This window comes from Verminephrobacter aporrectodeae subsp. tuberculatae (genome assembly GCF_026127385.1).
Lineage (GTDB): Bacteria > Pseudomonadota > Gammaproteobacteria > Burkholderiales > Burkholderiaceae_C > Acidovorax > Acidovorax aporrectodeae.
The window spans coordinates 1,476,778-1,490,886 of sequence record NZ_QZCX01000001.1 but is presented as its reverse complement, the minus strand read 5'-3'; the positions used below and the strand labels follow the sequence as shown (position 1 = coordinate 1,490,886).

The 14,109-nt window shown below is 67.6% G+C and carries 15 protein-coding genes; 7 read left to right on the top strand and 8 right to left on the bottom strand.

Features of this window, described 5'->3' with window-relative positions:
- Positions 1 to 32: 32 nt before the first annotated feature.
- From argS to D5041_RS06445, 3 genes are all read left to right on the top strand, one after another.
- Positions 33 to 1,754: an arginine--tRNA ligase gene (gene argS / locus D5041_RS06455; protein ID WP_265282602.1), complete on the top strand. Its 1,722-nt coding sequence runs from the start codon at positions 33 to 35 to the stop codon at positions 1,752 to 1,754.
- Between the two features lie 12 nt (positions 1,755 to 1,766).
- Positions 1,767 to 2,375, top strand: a complete 609-nt coding sequence (locus tag D5041_RS06450; RefSeq protein WP_265284136.1) for an SPOR domain-containing protein — start codon at positions 1,767 to 1,769, stop codon at positions 2,373 to 2,375.
- 159 nt (positions 2,376 to 2,534) lie between these two features.
- Positions 2,535 to 3,188 carry a thiol:disulfide interchange protein DsbA/DsbL gene (locus tag D5041_RS06445; protein WP_010105780.1) on the top strand — a complete coding sequence of 218 codons (654 nt, stop codon included), beginning with the start codon at positions 2,535 to 2,537 and terminating at the stop codon, positions 3,186 to 3,188.
- A 29-nt stretch (positions 3,189 to 3,217) separates the two neighbouring features.
- Here the strand turns inward: D5041_RS06445 and D5041_RS06440 are convergent, their stop codons facing one another.
- From D5041_RS06440 to D5041_RS06415, 6 genes are all read right to left on the bottom strand, one after another.
- Positions 3,218 to 3,490: an STAS domain-containing protein gene (locus D5041_RS06440; protein WP_010105778.1), complete on the bottom strand. Its 273-nt coding sequence runs from the start codon at positions 3,488 to 3,490 to the stop codon at positions 3,218 to 3,220.
- A 16-nt stretch (positions 3,491 to 3,506) separates the two neighbouring features.
- The gene (locus D5041_RS06435) at positions 3,507 to 4,148 is read right to left on the bottom strand and encodes an MlaC/ttg2D family ABC transporter substrate-binding protein (RefSeq protein ID WP_265284135.1); all 642 of its coding nucleotides are present in this window, start codon (positions 4,146 to 4,148) and stop codon (positions 3,507 to 3,509) included.
- A gap of 80 nt (positions 4,149 to 4,228) precedes the next feature.
- Positions 4,229 to 4,999, bottom strand: a complete 771-nt coding sequence (locus tag D5041_RS06430) for an MlaA family lipoprotein (protein ID WP_010105774.1) — start codon at positions 4,997 to 4,999, stop codon at positions 4,229 to 4,231.
- Positions 5,000 to 5,055: 56 nt separating this feature from the next.
- Positions 5,056 to 5,544, bottom strand: a complete 489-nt coding sequence (gene mlaD, locus D5041_RS06425) for an outer membrane lipid asymmetry maintenance protein MlaD (protein WP_010105772.1) — start codon at positions 5,542 to 5,544, stop codon at positions 5,056 to 5,058.
- 31 nt (positions 5,545 to 5,575) lie between these two features.
- The gene (mlaE, locus tag D5041_RS06420) at positions 5,576 to 6,358 is read right to left on the bottom strand and encodes a lipid asymmetry maintenance ABC transporter permease subunit MlaE (RefSeq protein WP_010105771.1); all 783 of its coding nucleotides are present in this window, start codon (positions 6,356 to 6,358) and stop codon (positions 5,576 to 5,578) included.
- Positions 6,355 to 7,173: an ABC transporter ATP-binding protein gene (locus tag D5041_RS06415; RefSeq protein ID WP_029554454.1), complete on the bottom strand. Its 819-nt coding sequence runs from the start codon at positions 7,171 to 7,173 to the stop codon at positions 6,355 to 6,357. The genes mlaE and D5041_RS06415 overlap by 4 nt, the downstream gene beginning before the upstream one ends.
- A 357-nt stretch (positions 7,174 to 7,530) precedes the next feature.
- On the opposite strand from D5041_RS06415, the gene D5041_RS06410 reads away from it, so the two are divergent.
- The 4 genes from D5041_RS06410 to D5041_RS06395 are packed head-to-tail and all read left to right on the top strand — an operon-like array spanning position 7,531 to position 11,865.
- Positions 7,531 to 8,904 (top strand): glutamine synthetase family protein, encoded by a 1,374-nt coding sequence (locus D5041_RS06410; RefSeq protein ID WP_265257939.1) that lies wholly within the window; start codon positions 7,531 to 7,533, stop codon positions 8,902 to 8,904.
- Positions 8,885 to 9,688, top strand: coding sequence for a gamma-glutamyl-gamma-aminobutyrate hydrolase family protein (locus D5041_RS06405; protein ID WP_265284134.1), 804 nt, complete (start codon positions 8,885 to 8,887; stop codon positions 9,686 to 9,688). The genes D5041_RS06410 and D5041_RS06405 overlap by 20 nt, the downstream gene beginning before the upstream one ends.
- On the top strand, positions 9,685 to 11,058 hold the full coding sequence (locus tag D5041_RS06400; RefSeq protein ID WP_265284133.1) for an aldehyde dehydrogenase family protein: 1,374 nt from the start codon (positions 9,685 to 9,687) through the stop codon (positions 11,056 to 11,058). The genes D5041_RS06405 and D5041_RS06400 overlap by 4 nt, the downstream gene beginning before the upstream one ends.
- An 18-nt stretch (positions 11,059 to 11,076) precedes the next feature.
- Positions 11,077 to 11,865, top strand: coding sequence for a 3-oxoacyl-ACP reductase (locus D5041_RS06395; protein ID WP_265284132.1), 789 nt, complete (start codon positions 11,077 to 11,079; stop codon positions 11,863 to 11,865).
- A gap of 51 nt (positions 11,866 to 11,916) precedes the next feature.
- On the opposite strand, the gene otnI is transcribed toward D5041_RS06395, so the two are convergent.
- Complete coding sequence (gene otnI, locus D5041_RS06390; RefSeq protein WP_265284131.1) at positions 11,917 to 12,756, bottom strand: 2-oxo-tetronate isomerase; 840 nt, start codon at positions 12,754 to 12,756, stop codon at positions 11,917 to 11,919.
- 90 nt (positions 12,757 to 12,846) lie between these two features.
- Positions 12,847 to 14,106: a 3-oxo-tetronate kinase gene (gene otnK / locus D5041_RS06385; RefSeq protein ID WP_265284391.1), complete on the bottom strand. Its 1,260-nt coding sequence runs from the start codon at positions 14,104 to 14,106 to the stop codon at positions 12,847 to 12,849.
- Between the last annotated feature and the right edge of the window lie 3 nt (positions 14,107 to 14,109).

The following is a 14,109-nucleotide window of genomic DNA, read 5'->3' as shown; positions in this document are numbered from 1 at the left end:
GCCCCGCGCGGTCGCCCCGGTAAAATCCGCCGATGCTCAGAGCCAAAAATGAACTGCTCGCTGCGCTTGCAGCCGAGTTGGAAATCCTGTCGCCAGGCGCTGGCGCCAAGGCGGCGTTCGAATCCCCGAAGGTCGCGGCGCATGGCGATTTCGCCTGCACCGCCGCGATGCAACTGGCCCGCCCGCTCGAGCGCAATCCCCGCGAATTGGCCGAAAGCCTGCGCAGCGCGCTGCGCGGCAGGCCGGCGTTCCAGCGCTGGGTGTCGGACATCGACGTCGCGGGCCCCGGTTTCATCAATATCCGCCTGCTGCCCGCAGCCCGGCAGGAAGTCGTGCGCGAGGTGCTGGCCGCGGGCGCGCGCTATGGCTGCGCGCCAGAAAACGGCCGGCAGGTGCTCGTCGAGTTCGTCTCTGCCAACCCCACGGGCCCGCTGCACGTGGGCCACGGCCGCCAGGCCGCGCTCGGCGACGCGATCAGCAACCTGTTTGCCACCCAGGGCTGGAAGGTGCACCGCGAGTTCTACTACAACGACGCGGGCGTGCAGATCGAGACGCTGACGCACAGCACGCGGCTGCGCGCCAAGGGCTTCAAGCCTGGCGACGCATGCTGGCCCACCGACCCCGGGGATCCGGCGAGCAAGGCGTTCTACAACGGCGACTACATCCAGGACATTGCAAACGACTTCCGCGCCCGCAAGACCGTGCGCGCCGACGACCGGGAGTTCACGGCCAGCGGCGACGTGGACGACCCCGAAGCCATCCGCCAGTTTGCCGTGGCCTATCTGCGCAACGAGCAGGACAAGGACCTGCAGGCCTTCCACCTCCGGTTCGACGCGTACTTCCTGGAGTCCAGCCTGTACACCGGCGGCCACGTCGAGGCCACGGTCCGGCGGCTGGTGGCGAACGGCAAAACCTATGCACGCGACGGCGCCCTGTGGCTCAGGAGTACCGACTACGGCGACGACAAGGACCGCGTCATGCGCAAGCAGGACGGCACGTACACCTACTTCGTCTCCGACGTGGCCTACCACATCGACAAATGGGAGCGCGGCTACGCCAAGGTCGTGAACATCCAGGGAATGGACCACCACGGCACCGTCGCCCGCGTGCGCGCCGGCCTGCAGGCGGCCGGCGCGGGAATTCCCCAGGGCTACCCCGACTACGTGCTGCACACCATGGTGCGCGTGCTCAGGGGCGGCGCGGAGGTCAAGATCAGCAAGCGCGCGGGCAGCTACGTGACGCTGCGCGACCTGATCGAATGGACCAGCAAGGACGCGGTGCGCTTCCTCCTGCTCAGCCGCAAGCCCGACACCGAATACAGCTTCGACGTGGACCTGGCCGTGGCGCAGAACAACGACAACCCGGTGTACTACGTGCAGTACGCGCATGCGCGCATCCGCTCGGTGCTGCGCACCTGGCAGGAGTCGCTGGCGCAGCCGGGCGACGACGCGGCGGCCACGCTCCGGGACGCGGACCTGTCCAGCCTGGAAGCCCCCCAGGCCCAGGCCCTGATGCTGCATCTGGCCAAATACCCCGAGATGCTCGTGGCAGCGACCGAGGGCACGGCGCCGCACGACGTCGCCTTCTACCTGCGCGACCTGGCCGCCAGCTACCACAGCTACTACGACGCGCAGCGCATCCTGGTAGACGATGAAACCGTCAAGCGCGCACGCCTGGCCCTCGTCGCTGCGACCGCGCAGGTATTGCACAATGGCTTGGCCGTTCTGGGCGTATCGGCCCCAGACAGAATGTAGACAGTCATCACCATGAAAAAGCAACAGACGGGGGCAGGCCTCGCCGGTTTCATCGTCGGCGTCGTCGTCGGCCTGGGCCTTGCCCTGGCCGTGGCCGTTTACGTGACCAAGGTACCGATTCCGTTCCTCAACAGGAGCCTGGGCTGGGGCGCCGACATGGACGCCGCCGAATCCCGCAAGAACAAGGACTGGGACCCGAACGCGCCGTTGTACGGAAAGAATCCGGCCCGCCCCGTCACCCCGGCCTCCGCCGCGTCGGCCCCGGATTCCGCCGCAGCGCCGGATGCGCGCGCCGCAGCGTCCGAGGCCAAGGTCGAAAGCAAGCCCGGCGACGACCCTTTGACCGATCTGGCCATGGCCAAGGCGGCCCAGGGCAGCCCGGACCCGTTCGACTACTTTGTGCAGGCCGGCGCCTTCCGCACCCAGTCAGACGCCGACACGCAGCGCGCCAAGCTCGCCATGCTCGGCTGGGAGGCCCGCGTGAGCGCGCGCGAGCAGAACGGCCGGCCCGTTTTTCGCGTGCGCGTGGGCCCGTTCACCAAGCGCAGCGACGCCGAGCAGTTCAAGGAAAAGCTCGACGGTGCCGGGGTGGATTCGACGCTGATCCGGGTCGCACACTGATGCGCCGGCCCGTAAATAGTGGCACGAAATGAAATCGCTGCATTCCTTCTGATGCGCCTCAGTACACTGCGCAAGCCGCGCAATGTTCCTGCCTGCGGGCTTGCGCTTCCCTGCCCCCTCGGGCCGCGCTTTTTTCCCTGAACCTGGAGAGTCTTTGCCATGAAACGCCGTGAGTTTTCCCTGTCTGCCGCGGTCACCGCATCTGCCCTGGCGCTGCCCGCGGCCCCGCCTGCGCTGGCCCAAGTGCGCCAGTTCATGGAGGGCAAGGACTTCAAGCGGCTCGATCCGCCCGTGAAACCCGACGCGCCCGCCGGCAAGGTCGAGGTGCTCGAATTCTTCTGGTACTACTGCCCGCATTGCCATGATTTCGAGCCCATGCTGCAGGCCTGGATCAAGGCCGCGCCCAAGGACCGGGTCATCCGCCGCGTGCCCATCGCGTTCCAGGCGAGCTACGTGCCCCAGCAAAAGCTGTTTTACGCGCTCGAAGCCATGGGCAAGATCGACGAACTGCACGCCAAGGTGTTCCGTACGATCCACGTGGAGAAGAAGCCCCTCGGCAGGGACGAGGAAATTCTCGCCTGGGTGGGCGCGCAGGGCGTGAACGCCGCCAAGTTCAAGGAAATCTACAACTCGTTCAACGTGGCGAACAAGGTCCGGCACGCAACGCAATTGCAGGATTCCTACGCCGTGGAAGGGGTCCCCTCAATGGGCGTCGCGGGCCGGTACTACGTTGACGCCGGCATGATCCGCGGCGGCATGCCGGCCGTGCTCCAGGCGGTGGAATACCTGATCACCACGATCCGCAAAAGCTGACGCCCGCTCCCGGGGCCGGGGCCGCCGGCTCAGCCCGCTGCCGCGAGCAGGCTGTCCACGCCGTAGAGCCCCGCCATGCCGGCGAGCGCCGCCGGCATGCCTTGCACGGCAAAGGTCCGGCCCTGGGCCAGCACCGCGCGCCGGCATTCGAGCAACACGGCCAGCGCCGCGCTGTCAAACACCGCCGTGGCCGTCGCGTCCACGACCACGGCGGGCGCCTGCTCTGCCCTGAGCCCCTGCATGAGTTCGCGCAGACAGGCCGTGGCCTGGCGCTGGGTGAGTTCGGAAGGGAGTACCAGCATATTCGCAGGGAGCCTGTCAGCCCTTGGCCGCATTCGCCTTGTTGCGCTCGACCAGCGTTTCGATCAGGCCATCGATGCCCCGGGTGTTGATCACCTGCGTGAACTGGCTCCGGTAGGTCTCCGCCAGCCAGACGCCGAGCACGTTCATGTTGTAGATCTTCCAGCCAGCGCCATTGCCTGGGGTTTTTTCAAGGCGATAGTCGAGTTGTATGGGGGCTCCCCGGCCGAGGATCTCGGTGCGCACGAGCACGTCCTTGTCCTGCGGCGCGGCGCGCAGGGGCCGGACCTGAACGGTTTGCTCACTGACCCGCGTGAGCGCGCCCGCGTAGGTGCGCACGAGCAGTATCTTGAATTCCTCCTGCAGCCGCTTTTGCTGCTCGGGCGTGGCCTGGCGCCAGCCCGGGCCCACCGTTGCCGCCGTGATGCGGCGGAAGTTGACGTGCGGCATCACGGTCCTGTCGACCAACGCAACGAGCTTGTCCAACTCGCCGTTCTGGATGCTCTTGTCGGACTTCACGGCGTCGAGCACACCGTTCGTCAAGCGCTTGACCAGCGCGTCTGCGGCCTCATCCCCGGCCAGGGCCGGCAACGGCAGGCCCAGCGACGCGCTGGCCGCCAAGCAAAGGGTGGTACGCCCCAGGGAACGTCGGTTCATCATGGTCTTGCCTTTCAATCAGTGTGGGCAGTTGCTTTGAATTTCAGGGGGCTGGCATGCATGCGAGCCAAGAGGGTGCGTCGTCAAGGGCGTGCCGCGCCGGGTTTCTTGCGCGGCGACGCATCGCCGAAGGGCTCCTCGGGGAGCACGCCCTCGTTGGTGTCCTCCTCGTCTTCGTCCGGGTTGTTCGCCTCGCCGGCCTGGCTGCGCACCTGCAGGAACACATCGCGCATGAAGCTGTACTTGTCCAGCGCGGCGCTGTCGAGCACGGAACTGGCGCGCAGCAGGTTGCTGCGCAGGTCCACCACGCGCAGCGCGTACAGCGAATTGCGCGCCGAGAGGGGGTCCACATGATTGAGCAGATTGCCCTGCGTATCCACGGGCAGCGCAAAGGCGTCGCGCACCGTTGACGGCCCCAGAAGCGGCAACACCAGATAAGGCCCCGTGCCCACGCCCCAACGCCCGAGGGTGAGGCCAAAGTCCTGCCTGTAGCGGTCGATTCCCATTTCGCTGGCAATGTCCAGCACGCCGCCCAGGCCCAGGAAGGTGTTCACGTTGAAGCGTATGAAACTATTCCCCGCCGCCTCGCCACGCCCTTGCAGCACGTTGTTCACGAACGACCAGAGGTCTCCGACGTTTGCAAAGAAGTTGCTCACGCCCGTGCGCACGGGAGCGGGCACGGCCTCCCGGTAGGCCGTCGCCACGGGCCGCAGGAGCAGGGTATCGACATGCTCGTTGAATGTCGTCATGCCCCGGTTGTACGACTCCAGCGGATCGCGCGGGTCCGGGTTGGCGACGGTTGCGCAGCCGGTAAGCAGGGCTGTGCTGAGCGCCAGGCTGGCCACCAGACGCATTGCGGGGGGCCTGTTGCCCACGCCATGGGGCCGGGTCGTGTGGTGTGCAGGGTGCGTCATTTTCTGTTGCCCGTCGCGGCAGATTTTCCGCTTTCTTCGGCCTTGCCATAAAGGAATTGTCCGATGATGTTTTCCAGCACCACGGCCGACTGGGTCGCGGTGACCGTATCGCCCGCGGCCAGATTCTTCTCGTCCGCTCCGGCTTCGACGCCGATGTATTGCTCACCCAGCAGGCCGCTGGTGAGTATCTTCAGCGAGCTGTCCTTGGGGAACGCGTAGCGCTTCTCCATGGCCAGGGTGACCTGCGCCTGGTAGGTCTTGTCGTCGAATGCGATGGACTCGACGCGCCCGACCAGCACGCCGGCGCTGCGCACCGCGGCCTGGGGTTTGAGCCCGCCAATGTTCTCGAAACGGGCCGTGATGCGGTAGCCCGGCTGGAAGTTCAGGCTCAGCAGGTTGGCCGACTGCAGCGCCAGAAACACCAGCGCCGCAACCCCCAGCATGACGAAGAGACCGACCCAGAAATCGTTTTTGGAAGCTTGCATGGAATTCCTTCATCTGCCGGCAGCGCCGGCCTCAAATATTGAACATCAGCGCCGTGAGGACGAAGTCCAGCGCCAGCACGCACAGGGACGCCAGCACCACCGAACGCGTGGTGGCGCGCGCCACGCCTTCGGGCGTGGGCTTCGCCGCGTAGCCTTGCAAGAGGGCGACGAAGGTCACGGTGAATCCGAAAACCAGGCTCTTGAGCACGCCATTGCCCAGGTCCTTCCAGACGTTCACGCCCCCCTGCATCTGGCTCCAGAAAGCCCCCGGGTCGATGCCGATCATGAGCACGCCCACGACCCAGCCGCCGATCACGCCCACGGCGCTGAACACCGCTGCCAGCAAGGGCATGGTGATCACGCCGGCCCAGAAGCGGGGCGCCAGGATGCGGCGCACCGGGTCCACGGCCATCATCTCCATCGCGCTGAGCTGCTCGCCCGCGCGCATGAGGCCGATCTCGGCCGTGAGCGAGGTGCCCGCACGGCCCGCGAACAGCAGCGCCGTGACCACGGGCCCCAGCTCCCGCACCAGCGACAGGGCCACCAGCAGCCCCAGGGCCTCGGACGAGCCATAGCGTTGCAGCGTGTAGTAGCCCTGCAGGGCGAGAACGAAACCCACGAACAGACCGGATACGGCGATGATCGCCAGCGAGTGGTTGCCCAGGAAATGCACCTGGTCGCGCACCAGCGCGGGCCGCATGCAGGTCGCAGCGGCGAGCCGCAGCAGCCGCGCAAACAAGCGTGCGCCCGTGCCGATGTCGGCCAGCTTGCAGCGCACGGCAAAGCCGATGTCGGAAGGCCGGTACCCGCTCATGGTGCATTCCCTCCCGCGGGGCCGAAGTCCTGCGCCAGCGCGGGGCCCGGGTAGTGAAACGGCACCGGCCCCGCCGGCAGGGCGTTCACGAACTGGTGCACCAGCGGGTCGCGGCTGGCGCGCACCTCGTCGGGCGTTCCCTGCGCCGCGACCACGCCCGCGCCCAGAATGATTACTTGATCGGCCAAACGGAAGGTCTCCTCGACGTCGTGCGACACCACGATGCTCGTCAGCCCCATCGCATCGTTGAGCTGGCGGATCAGCTGCGCGATCGTTCCCAGCGAGATCGGATCGAGCCCGGCAAAGGGCTCGTCGTACATGACGAGCTCCGGGTCCAGGGCAATCGCGCGGGCCAGCGCCACACGCCGCGCCATGCCACCCGATATCTCGTTGGGCATCAGATCGCGTGCGCCGCGCAGCCCCACGGCGTGCAGCTTCATGAGCACGACGTCGCGGATCAGCGCCTCCGACAGGTCCGTGTGCTCGCGTAGCGCAAACGCCACGTTCTCGAAAACGCTCAGGTCGGTAAACAGCGCGCCGAACTGGAACAACATGCCCATGCGCCGGCGGGCGGCGTACAGGCCGCGCGCGTCCAGGTGGCCCATGTCGTGGCCGTCGAACAGGACCCGGCCGCTTTGCGCGCGCTGCTGTCCGCCGATGAGCCGCAGCACCGTGGTCTTGCCACCGCCCGAGGCGCCCATGAGCGCCGTGACCTTGCCGCGCGGAATCGTCAAGCTGACGCCGCGCAGGATCGCGCGCTCGGCGTAGGAAAACCGGACGTCGCACAGTTCGGCAAGCAAAGAGGGTTCAGGCATGCAAAGAAAGGTCTCACAGAAATCCGGGGCGGCTTTCCCGGCGGGAAGCCATACCCCGATCAGGGCTACGGACAGGCTCCGACGTGCATGTCCGCAAATTGAAGCACCCGAATGGCGCCGGGCATTCCCGCTTCGGGTCAACCCGGAATCAAGTACCCGCCGATTGTGCCAACAAAAGAGGCTGCGGTGCACGAATCGAATATCGACAGGCGGTGCGCCGATACATTTGTAAAACCCAAGTAACCCACGGTTTCGTTCGTTTCTTTTGTGCTGTAATCACCGGACGCCAAGATCAGTTCCACCGTCGCCCGCCCGCCGCGCCGGGCCCCACCGCGACACCCACACCGCGAGGCTCTCATGGAGACGAATTCACCCGCCGGATACCTTAGTCTCGAGGGCCTGCGCTCAGCCGTCGCCGGGCTGCACGTGGACACCGTCATCCTGGCCTTTACGGACATGCAGGGGCGCCTCGTCGGGAAACGCATTTCGGCACGGTTGTTTCTTGACAACATTGCCGCGCACGGCGCCGAGGCGTGCAACTACCTCCTCGCGGTGGACGTCGAAAACAACCCGGTGGACGGCTTTGCCATGGCGAGCTGGGATCGCGGCTACGGCGACATGGCGCTCATCCCTGACTTTGCGACGCTGCGCATGCTGCCCTGGCTTGAGGCAACGGCGCTCGTCACGGCCGACCTGCGCTGGATGGACGACTCGCCCGTCGAGCAGGCGCCACGGCGCATCCTGCAGCGCCAGTTGGAGCGCCTCGCGGAACGCGGTCTCACGGCGCTGGTCGGAACCGAGCTGGAGTTTCTCGTGTTCGACGACAGCTACCGCGAAGCGTGGCGCAAGGGCTACCGTGACCTCACTCCGGCGAGCGACTACAACATCGATTACGCGCTGCTCGCGTCGTCGCGCATGGAGCCGCTGCTGCGCGACATCCGCAATTCCATGGACGGCGCGGGCATGTACTGCGAGGGGGTGAAGGGCGAGTGCAATCTGGGTCAACAGGAAATCGGCTTTCGCTACGCCAACGCGCTCACCACGTGCGACAACCACTCGGTGTACAAGAACGGCGCGAAAGAAATTGCCTTCAAGCACGGAAAATCCCTCACGTTCATGGCGAAGTTCAACGCGCGCGAAGGCAATAGCTGCCACATCCACATCAGCCTGCGGGACACGGCCGGCAAAGCCGTCTTCGCCGATCAGAATGCAGCGCACGGCATGTCCACCCTGTTTCGGCAGTTTCTCGCGGGGCAGCTTGCCGTGATGCGCGAACTCACCCTGTTTCAGGCGCCGAACGTCAACTCGTACAAGCGCTACGTTCCCGGATCGTTCGCACCCACCGCCCTGGTGTGGGGATTCGACAACCGCACCTGCGCGTACCGGGTGGTCGGTCAGGGTTCGGGGATGCGCGTAGAGAATCGGCTGCCCGGCGGGGACGTGAACCAGTACCTCGCCGTCGCTGCGTTCATCGCCGCCGGCCTGTACGGCATCGACCACGGGCTCGAACTCGGGGACGCGTTCACGGGCAACGCGTACAAGGGCGACGTGCCGCGGGTTCCCGCGTCCCTGGACGAAGCCGCAGCGCTGTTCGAGCACTCGGCAGTCGCCCGGGAGGCATTCGGCGACGCGGTCGTTGCGCACTACCTCAACGCCGCCCGGGTGGAACTCGCCGCGTTCGGGGCGGCCATCACCGATTGGGAACGAATCCGTGGTTTCGAACGGCTCTGAGAGCCACGCAACGGCATCCCCTGCGCCGCTCATCGGCGTGACGACGTACCTTGAGCAGGCCCAGACCGGGGTCTGGGACGTGCGTGCATCGTTCCTGCCCAAGGTCTATCTCGATGCCGTCACCGACGCCGGCGCCATCGCGCTCCTGCTGCCGCCACAGCCCGTCACCGCGCAGATTGCCCGCGCGGTGCTCGCGCCGCTCGACGGGCTCATCGTCACGGGGGGCGCCGACGTGGACCCGGCCCGCTACGGGCAGCGGTCCCACGAACGCACGACGACCCCACGGACCGAGCGCGACGAGTGGGAGGCGCAGCTGATTCGGGCAGCGCGCGCCATGGACCTCCCCCTGCTCGGCATTTGCCGGGGCATGCAATTGCTCAACGTCACCCTCGGCGGCACCCTCGTGCAGCACCTGCCCGATCGCATCGGCTCCGATGCGTACCAACCCGGTGCGGGTCAGTTTGGCCGCGCCACGGTCACGCTGGAGCCGGACTCGGCCCTTGCCGCGATCTTCGGCAACCCCGAAAAAGGAATGGCCGTCCCGGTGTACCACCACCAGGCCGTGGACACCGTCGCGGGCGGGCTGCGGGTCACCGCGGTCACTGCGGACGGGGTCATCGAGGCGGTCGAATGCGCGCGCATGCGCTTTTGCATCGGGGTGCAGTGGCATCCCGAAGAAAACGCCGAAGATCGGCGCATCTTTGCCGGACTGGTGCGTGCAGCGCGCGCGTACCGCACGGCCCGGCACGCCCGCAACGAAGAACCCGCAGGACACGGCGCATGAGCTACACCATCATCAACCCCGCCGACGAGAGCATCGTCGCCACGGTCGAGGCCACGACGATCCACGCAACGGACGCGGCCATCGCGCGCGCCGCGCGTGCGCAGCGCGACTGGTCCGCGCGCGCGCCCGCGGACCGGGCCCTGTTGCTGCGCCGATTCGCCGATGCAGTGGATGGCGCGCGCGAGGAACTCGCGGGGCTGGAGGTGCGCAACGCGGGCCACCCCATCACCCAGGCCCGGTGGGAGGCAGGCCACGTCCGCGACGTTCTCGCGTATTACTCCGCGACCCCGGAGCGCCTGTTCGGGCGGCAGATTCCCGTGGCCGGCGGGCTGGACATCACCTTTGCCGAACCCCTCGGTGTCGTCGGCGTCATCACCCCGTGGAACTTTCCCATGCCGATCGCGGCATGGGGGTTTGCACCCGCCCTCGCGGCGGGGAACGCCGTCGTGCTCAAGCCCGCCGAGTGGACGCCGTTGACGAGCATCCGGCTCGCCGAGCTCGGCCTCGCGGCGGGGCTTCCCGAGGGCCTGTTCCAGGTGCTGCCGGGCAAGGGATCGGTCGTGGGGGAACGCTTCGTGGACAACGAAACGGTGCGCAAAATCGTGTTCACCGGGTCCACCGAGGTCGGCGCCCGCATCATGGCGGGCTGCGCGAAGCAGATCACCCGGGTGACCCTGGAACTCGGGGGAAAGTCCGCGAACATCGTTTTCGCGGACTGCGACCTGGAGAAGGCCGCCGCCACCGCCCCCTACGGAGTCTTTGAAAATGCCGGGCAGGACTGCTGCGCGCGCAGCCGCATCCTCGTCGAGCGCAGCGTGTACCAGCGCTTCATGGCCCTGCTCGAACCCGCGGTGCGCGGGGTGGTGGTCGGTGACCCGGCGGCAGAGAGCACCGAGATGGGCCCCCTCGTGACCGCGAGCCACCGGGACCGGGTGGCCGCCTTCGTCCCGCACGACGCCGACGTCGCGTTCCGCGGTACCGCCCCCACGGGCCCGGGGCACTGGTACCCGCCCACCGTCCTGACCCCCGCACGCAACGCGCGCGCCGCGCGCGAGGAAATCTTCGGCCCCGTCGTCTCGGTGTTTCCGTTCGACGACGAAGCCGACGCCATCGCGTTCGCCAACGCGAGCCCCTACGGCCTGTCGGGATCGATCTGGACGCGCGACCTCAGCCGCGCAATCCGTGTCGCCCGCGCCATCGATTCGGGAAACCTCTCGGTGAACTCGCACTCCTCGGTGCGCTACGCCACCCCGTTTGGCGGCTTCAAACAATCGGGGCTCGGACGCGAGCTCGGGCCCGACGCGCCCCTGGCCTTCACCGAGACCAAGAACGTATTCATCGCCGTTGACCCGTATTCCGCAAAACACTAACCCCCAACAAGGAGCACCATGAGCGTCCCCCGCATCCACCTCACACAGCGTCTCGGCGGCCGGGTTGCCGTCATCACCGGCGGCGCTTCGGGAATTGGCCTTGCGAGCGCCAAACGGCTCGCCGCCGAAGGCGCCCGTGTCGTCATCGGCGACATGGACGCGGCCGCAGGGCAGGCCGCGGCCAGCCTCGTGGACGGACTCTTCGTGCGCGTCAACGTCACGGACGAAGCCGAGGTCGACCACCTCTTCGACGAAGCCGCCCGCGCGTACGGATCGGTCGACATCGCGTTCAACAACGCGGGCATTTCGCCGCCCGACGACGACTCCATCGAGACCACCGAACTGCCCGCATGGCAGAAGGTTCAGGACGTCAACCTGAAGTCGGTGTACCTCTGCTCGCGCGCCGCACTGCGCCACATGCTCGCGCAGCGGCGCGGATCGATCATCAACACCGCCTCCTTCGTCGCCGTGCTGGGCTCGGCGACTTCGCAGATCTCGTACACCGCGTCCAAGGGCGGCGTGCTCGCCATGAGCCGCGAGCTGGGCGTGCAGTTCGCCCGGCAAGGCGTCCGGGTGAACGCCCTGTGCCCGGGGCCGGTGAACACGCCGCTCCTGCAGGAACTCTTTGCCAAGGACCCGGAGCGCGCGCAGCGGCGGCTCGTGCACATTCCCGTGGGGCGCTTTGCCGAACCCGATGAAATCGCCGCCGCCGTCGCCTTCCTCGCGAGCGACGACGCATCGTTCATCACCGGCTCGACCTTTCTCGTCGATGGCGGAATCAGCTCGGCCTACGTCACGCCCCTGTGACGGGTCGCGCGGGGGCTCCGCGGAACGGGCACGGCCCGCTGTCCTGAAGATTCATGCTCCGGGCCTGCGCGCTGGCGGGTCCTGGAAGTTGCCTGAACGGAGCCAATCCAGACCGGCCGAGGTGCCCCCGGCCGCCGCCTGCCGCGGGCGGTACTCGCAGCCGATCCAGCCGTCCCAGCCGCACTGCGCCGCCACCTCGTCGATCACGGCGAAGAGATAGGCGTGGTTCAACTCCCCGACGTCTGGCTCATGCCGTTCGGGAACACCGGCAATCTGCAAGTGACCGACGCGCCCGCTGGGCAAGTATTTGCGGATCTTCGTCGCCACGTCGCCCTCGACGATCTGGCAGTGGTACAGGTCCATCTGCACCTTCAGGTTGGCTGCGCCAACCAGTTCAATGATGGCGTGCGCGTGGTCCTGGCGGTTCAGGAAGAAGCGCGGGACGTCGCGCGTGTTGATCGGCTCGAGCAGCAGGTCGCGGCCCGACTTCGCGGCCTCGGCCGCGGCCCAGCGCAGGTTTTGCACGTAGATCGCTTGCACCGCGTCGCGCGCGCTGCCATGCGCCACCAGACCGGCCATCACATGGATGCGCGGGCAGTCAAGTGCCTGCGCGTAGTCGAGCGCGCGCACGATGCCTGCGCGGAACTCGGCCTCGCGCCCGGGCAGGCTTGCCAGGCCGCGCTCACTCCCGTCCGGATTCCCCGGCGGCGCGTTGAAGAGCACTTGCTGCAGGCCGTTGGCCCGGAGCCGCGCAGCGAGTTCGAGCGCAGGATACGCATAGGGGAAGAGGTATTCGACCGCGCGAAAGCCGTCGCGCGCGGCGGCCTCGAACCGATCGAGGAAATCGAGCTCCGGGTAGAGCATCGAGAGGTTGGCGGCAAAGCGGGGCATGGCCTGTCTTCCAAAAATAAAGTGGGAATGCCGGCAGCAGTCCAGCCTCCGGGCGAACGCAGCAGCTCTTGTCGCACGCCGGGCCTTCGTTCATGAGAGCGCCCTGAACGCCTTGAGGAAGAAGTCCGTGCTGCCGAAGTTTCCGGACTTCAGCGCAATGTGCAGCGGCGCAGCACGGGCTGCGCTGTGGCACCACGGGACGCCGGGGTCGATCTGCGCGCCGATCTGCAACTGCGTGATGCCCAGCGCCTGGACGCAGGCGCCGGACGTCTCGCCGCCAGCGACGACCAGCTGGCGCACGCCCTGCGCCACCAGCGCGCAGGCGATCGCCGCGAGTACGCGCTCCACCATGGCGCCCGCCGCGTCCACGCCGAGCTGCGCCTGCACGGCCTTCACGGCCGCGGGTTCGCTCGTCGAATAGACCAGCACCGGACCGTCGGCGAGCCGCGGTGCGGCCCAGGCCATGGCCTGCGCGACGGGGTCTGCGCCATGCATGAACTGCAGCGGGTCCAGCGCAAGGGCCGCGTGGCCGGCGTCGATGAAGGACTGCACCTGCCGGTTCGTCGCCACCGAGCAACTGCCCGATACCACCGCCTGCAACCCCGCCGCCGGCGGCAGTGCGCTCGCGGTTGGCGAGGGCGCAAGGCCGAAGTTGGCCGGCAGGCCGATCGCCACGCCGGAACTCGCCGTGACCAGCGGCATGCCGGCGAGCGCCGGGCCGAGCCGCAGCAGATCGTCGTTCGTCACGGCATCGACGATCGCCACGCCCACGCCTTGCGCGCGCAGTTGCGCGATGCGTTCGCGGATCGCCGTGCTGCCCTGCGCGACCGCAAGGTAGTCGATCAGCCCCACCTTGCGCCGCGTCTGCGCCTGCATCACGCGCACGAGGTTGGCGTCGCCCATCGGCGTGAGCGGATGGTCCTGCATGCCACTCTCGCTGAGCATCACGTCGCCGACGAAGAGATGGCCCTTGAACACCGTGCGCGCGGTGTCGGGGAAGGCCGGCGTGGCGATGGTGAATTCGGTTTGCAGGGCGTCCATCAGCGCCTCGGTGACCGGGCCGATATTGCCTTGCGGCGTGCTGTCGAAGGTGGAGCAGTACTTGAAGTAAATCTGCTGCGCGCCTTGCGCCTGCAACCAGCGCAGCGCGGCCAGCGACTGCCCGATGGCATGCTGCGGCGCGCTGGTGCGCGACTTGAGCGCCACGACCACCGCGTCCCCCTCGGCGGCGAGCGACTCCTCGGGTACGCCCATGACCTGCACCACGCGCATGCCGGCGCGCACCAAGTTGTTCGCCAAGTCGGTGGCGCCGGTGAAATCGTCGGCGATGCAGCCGAGTCGCAGGCCCATGGC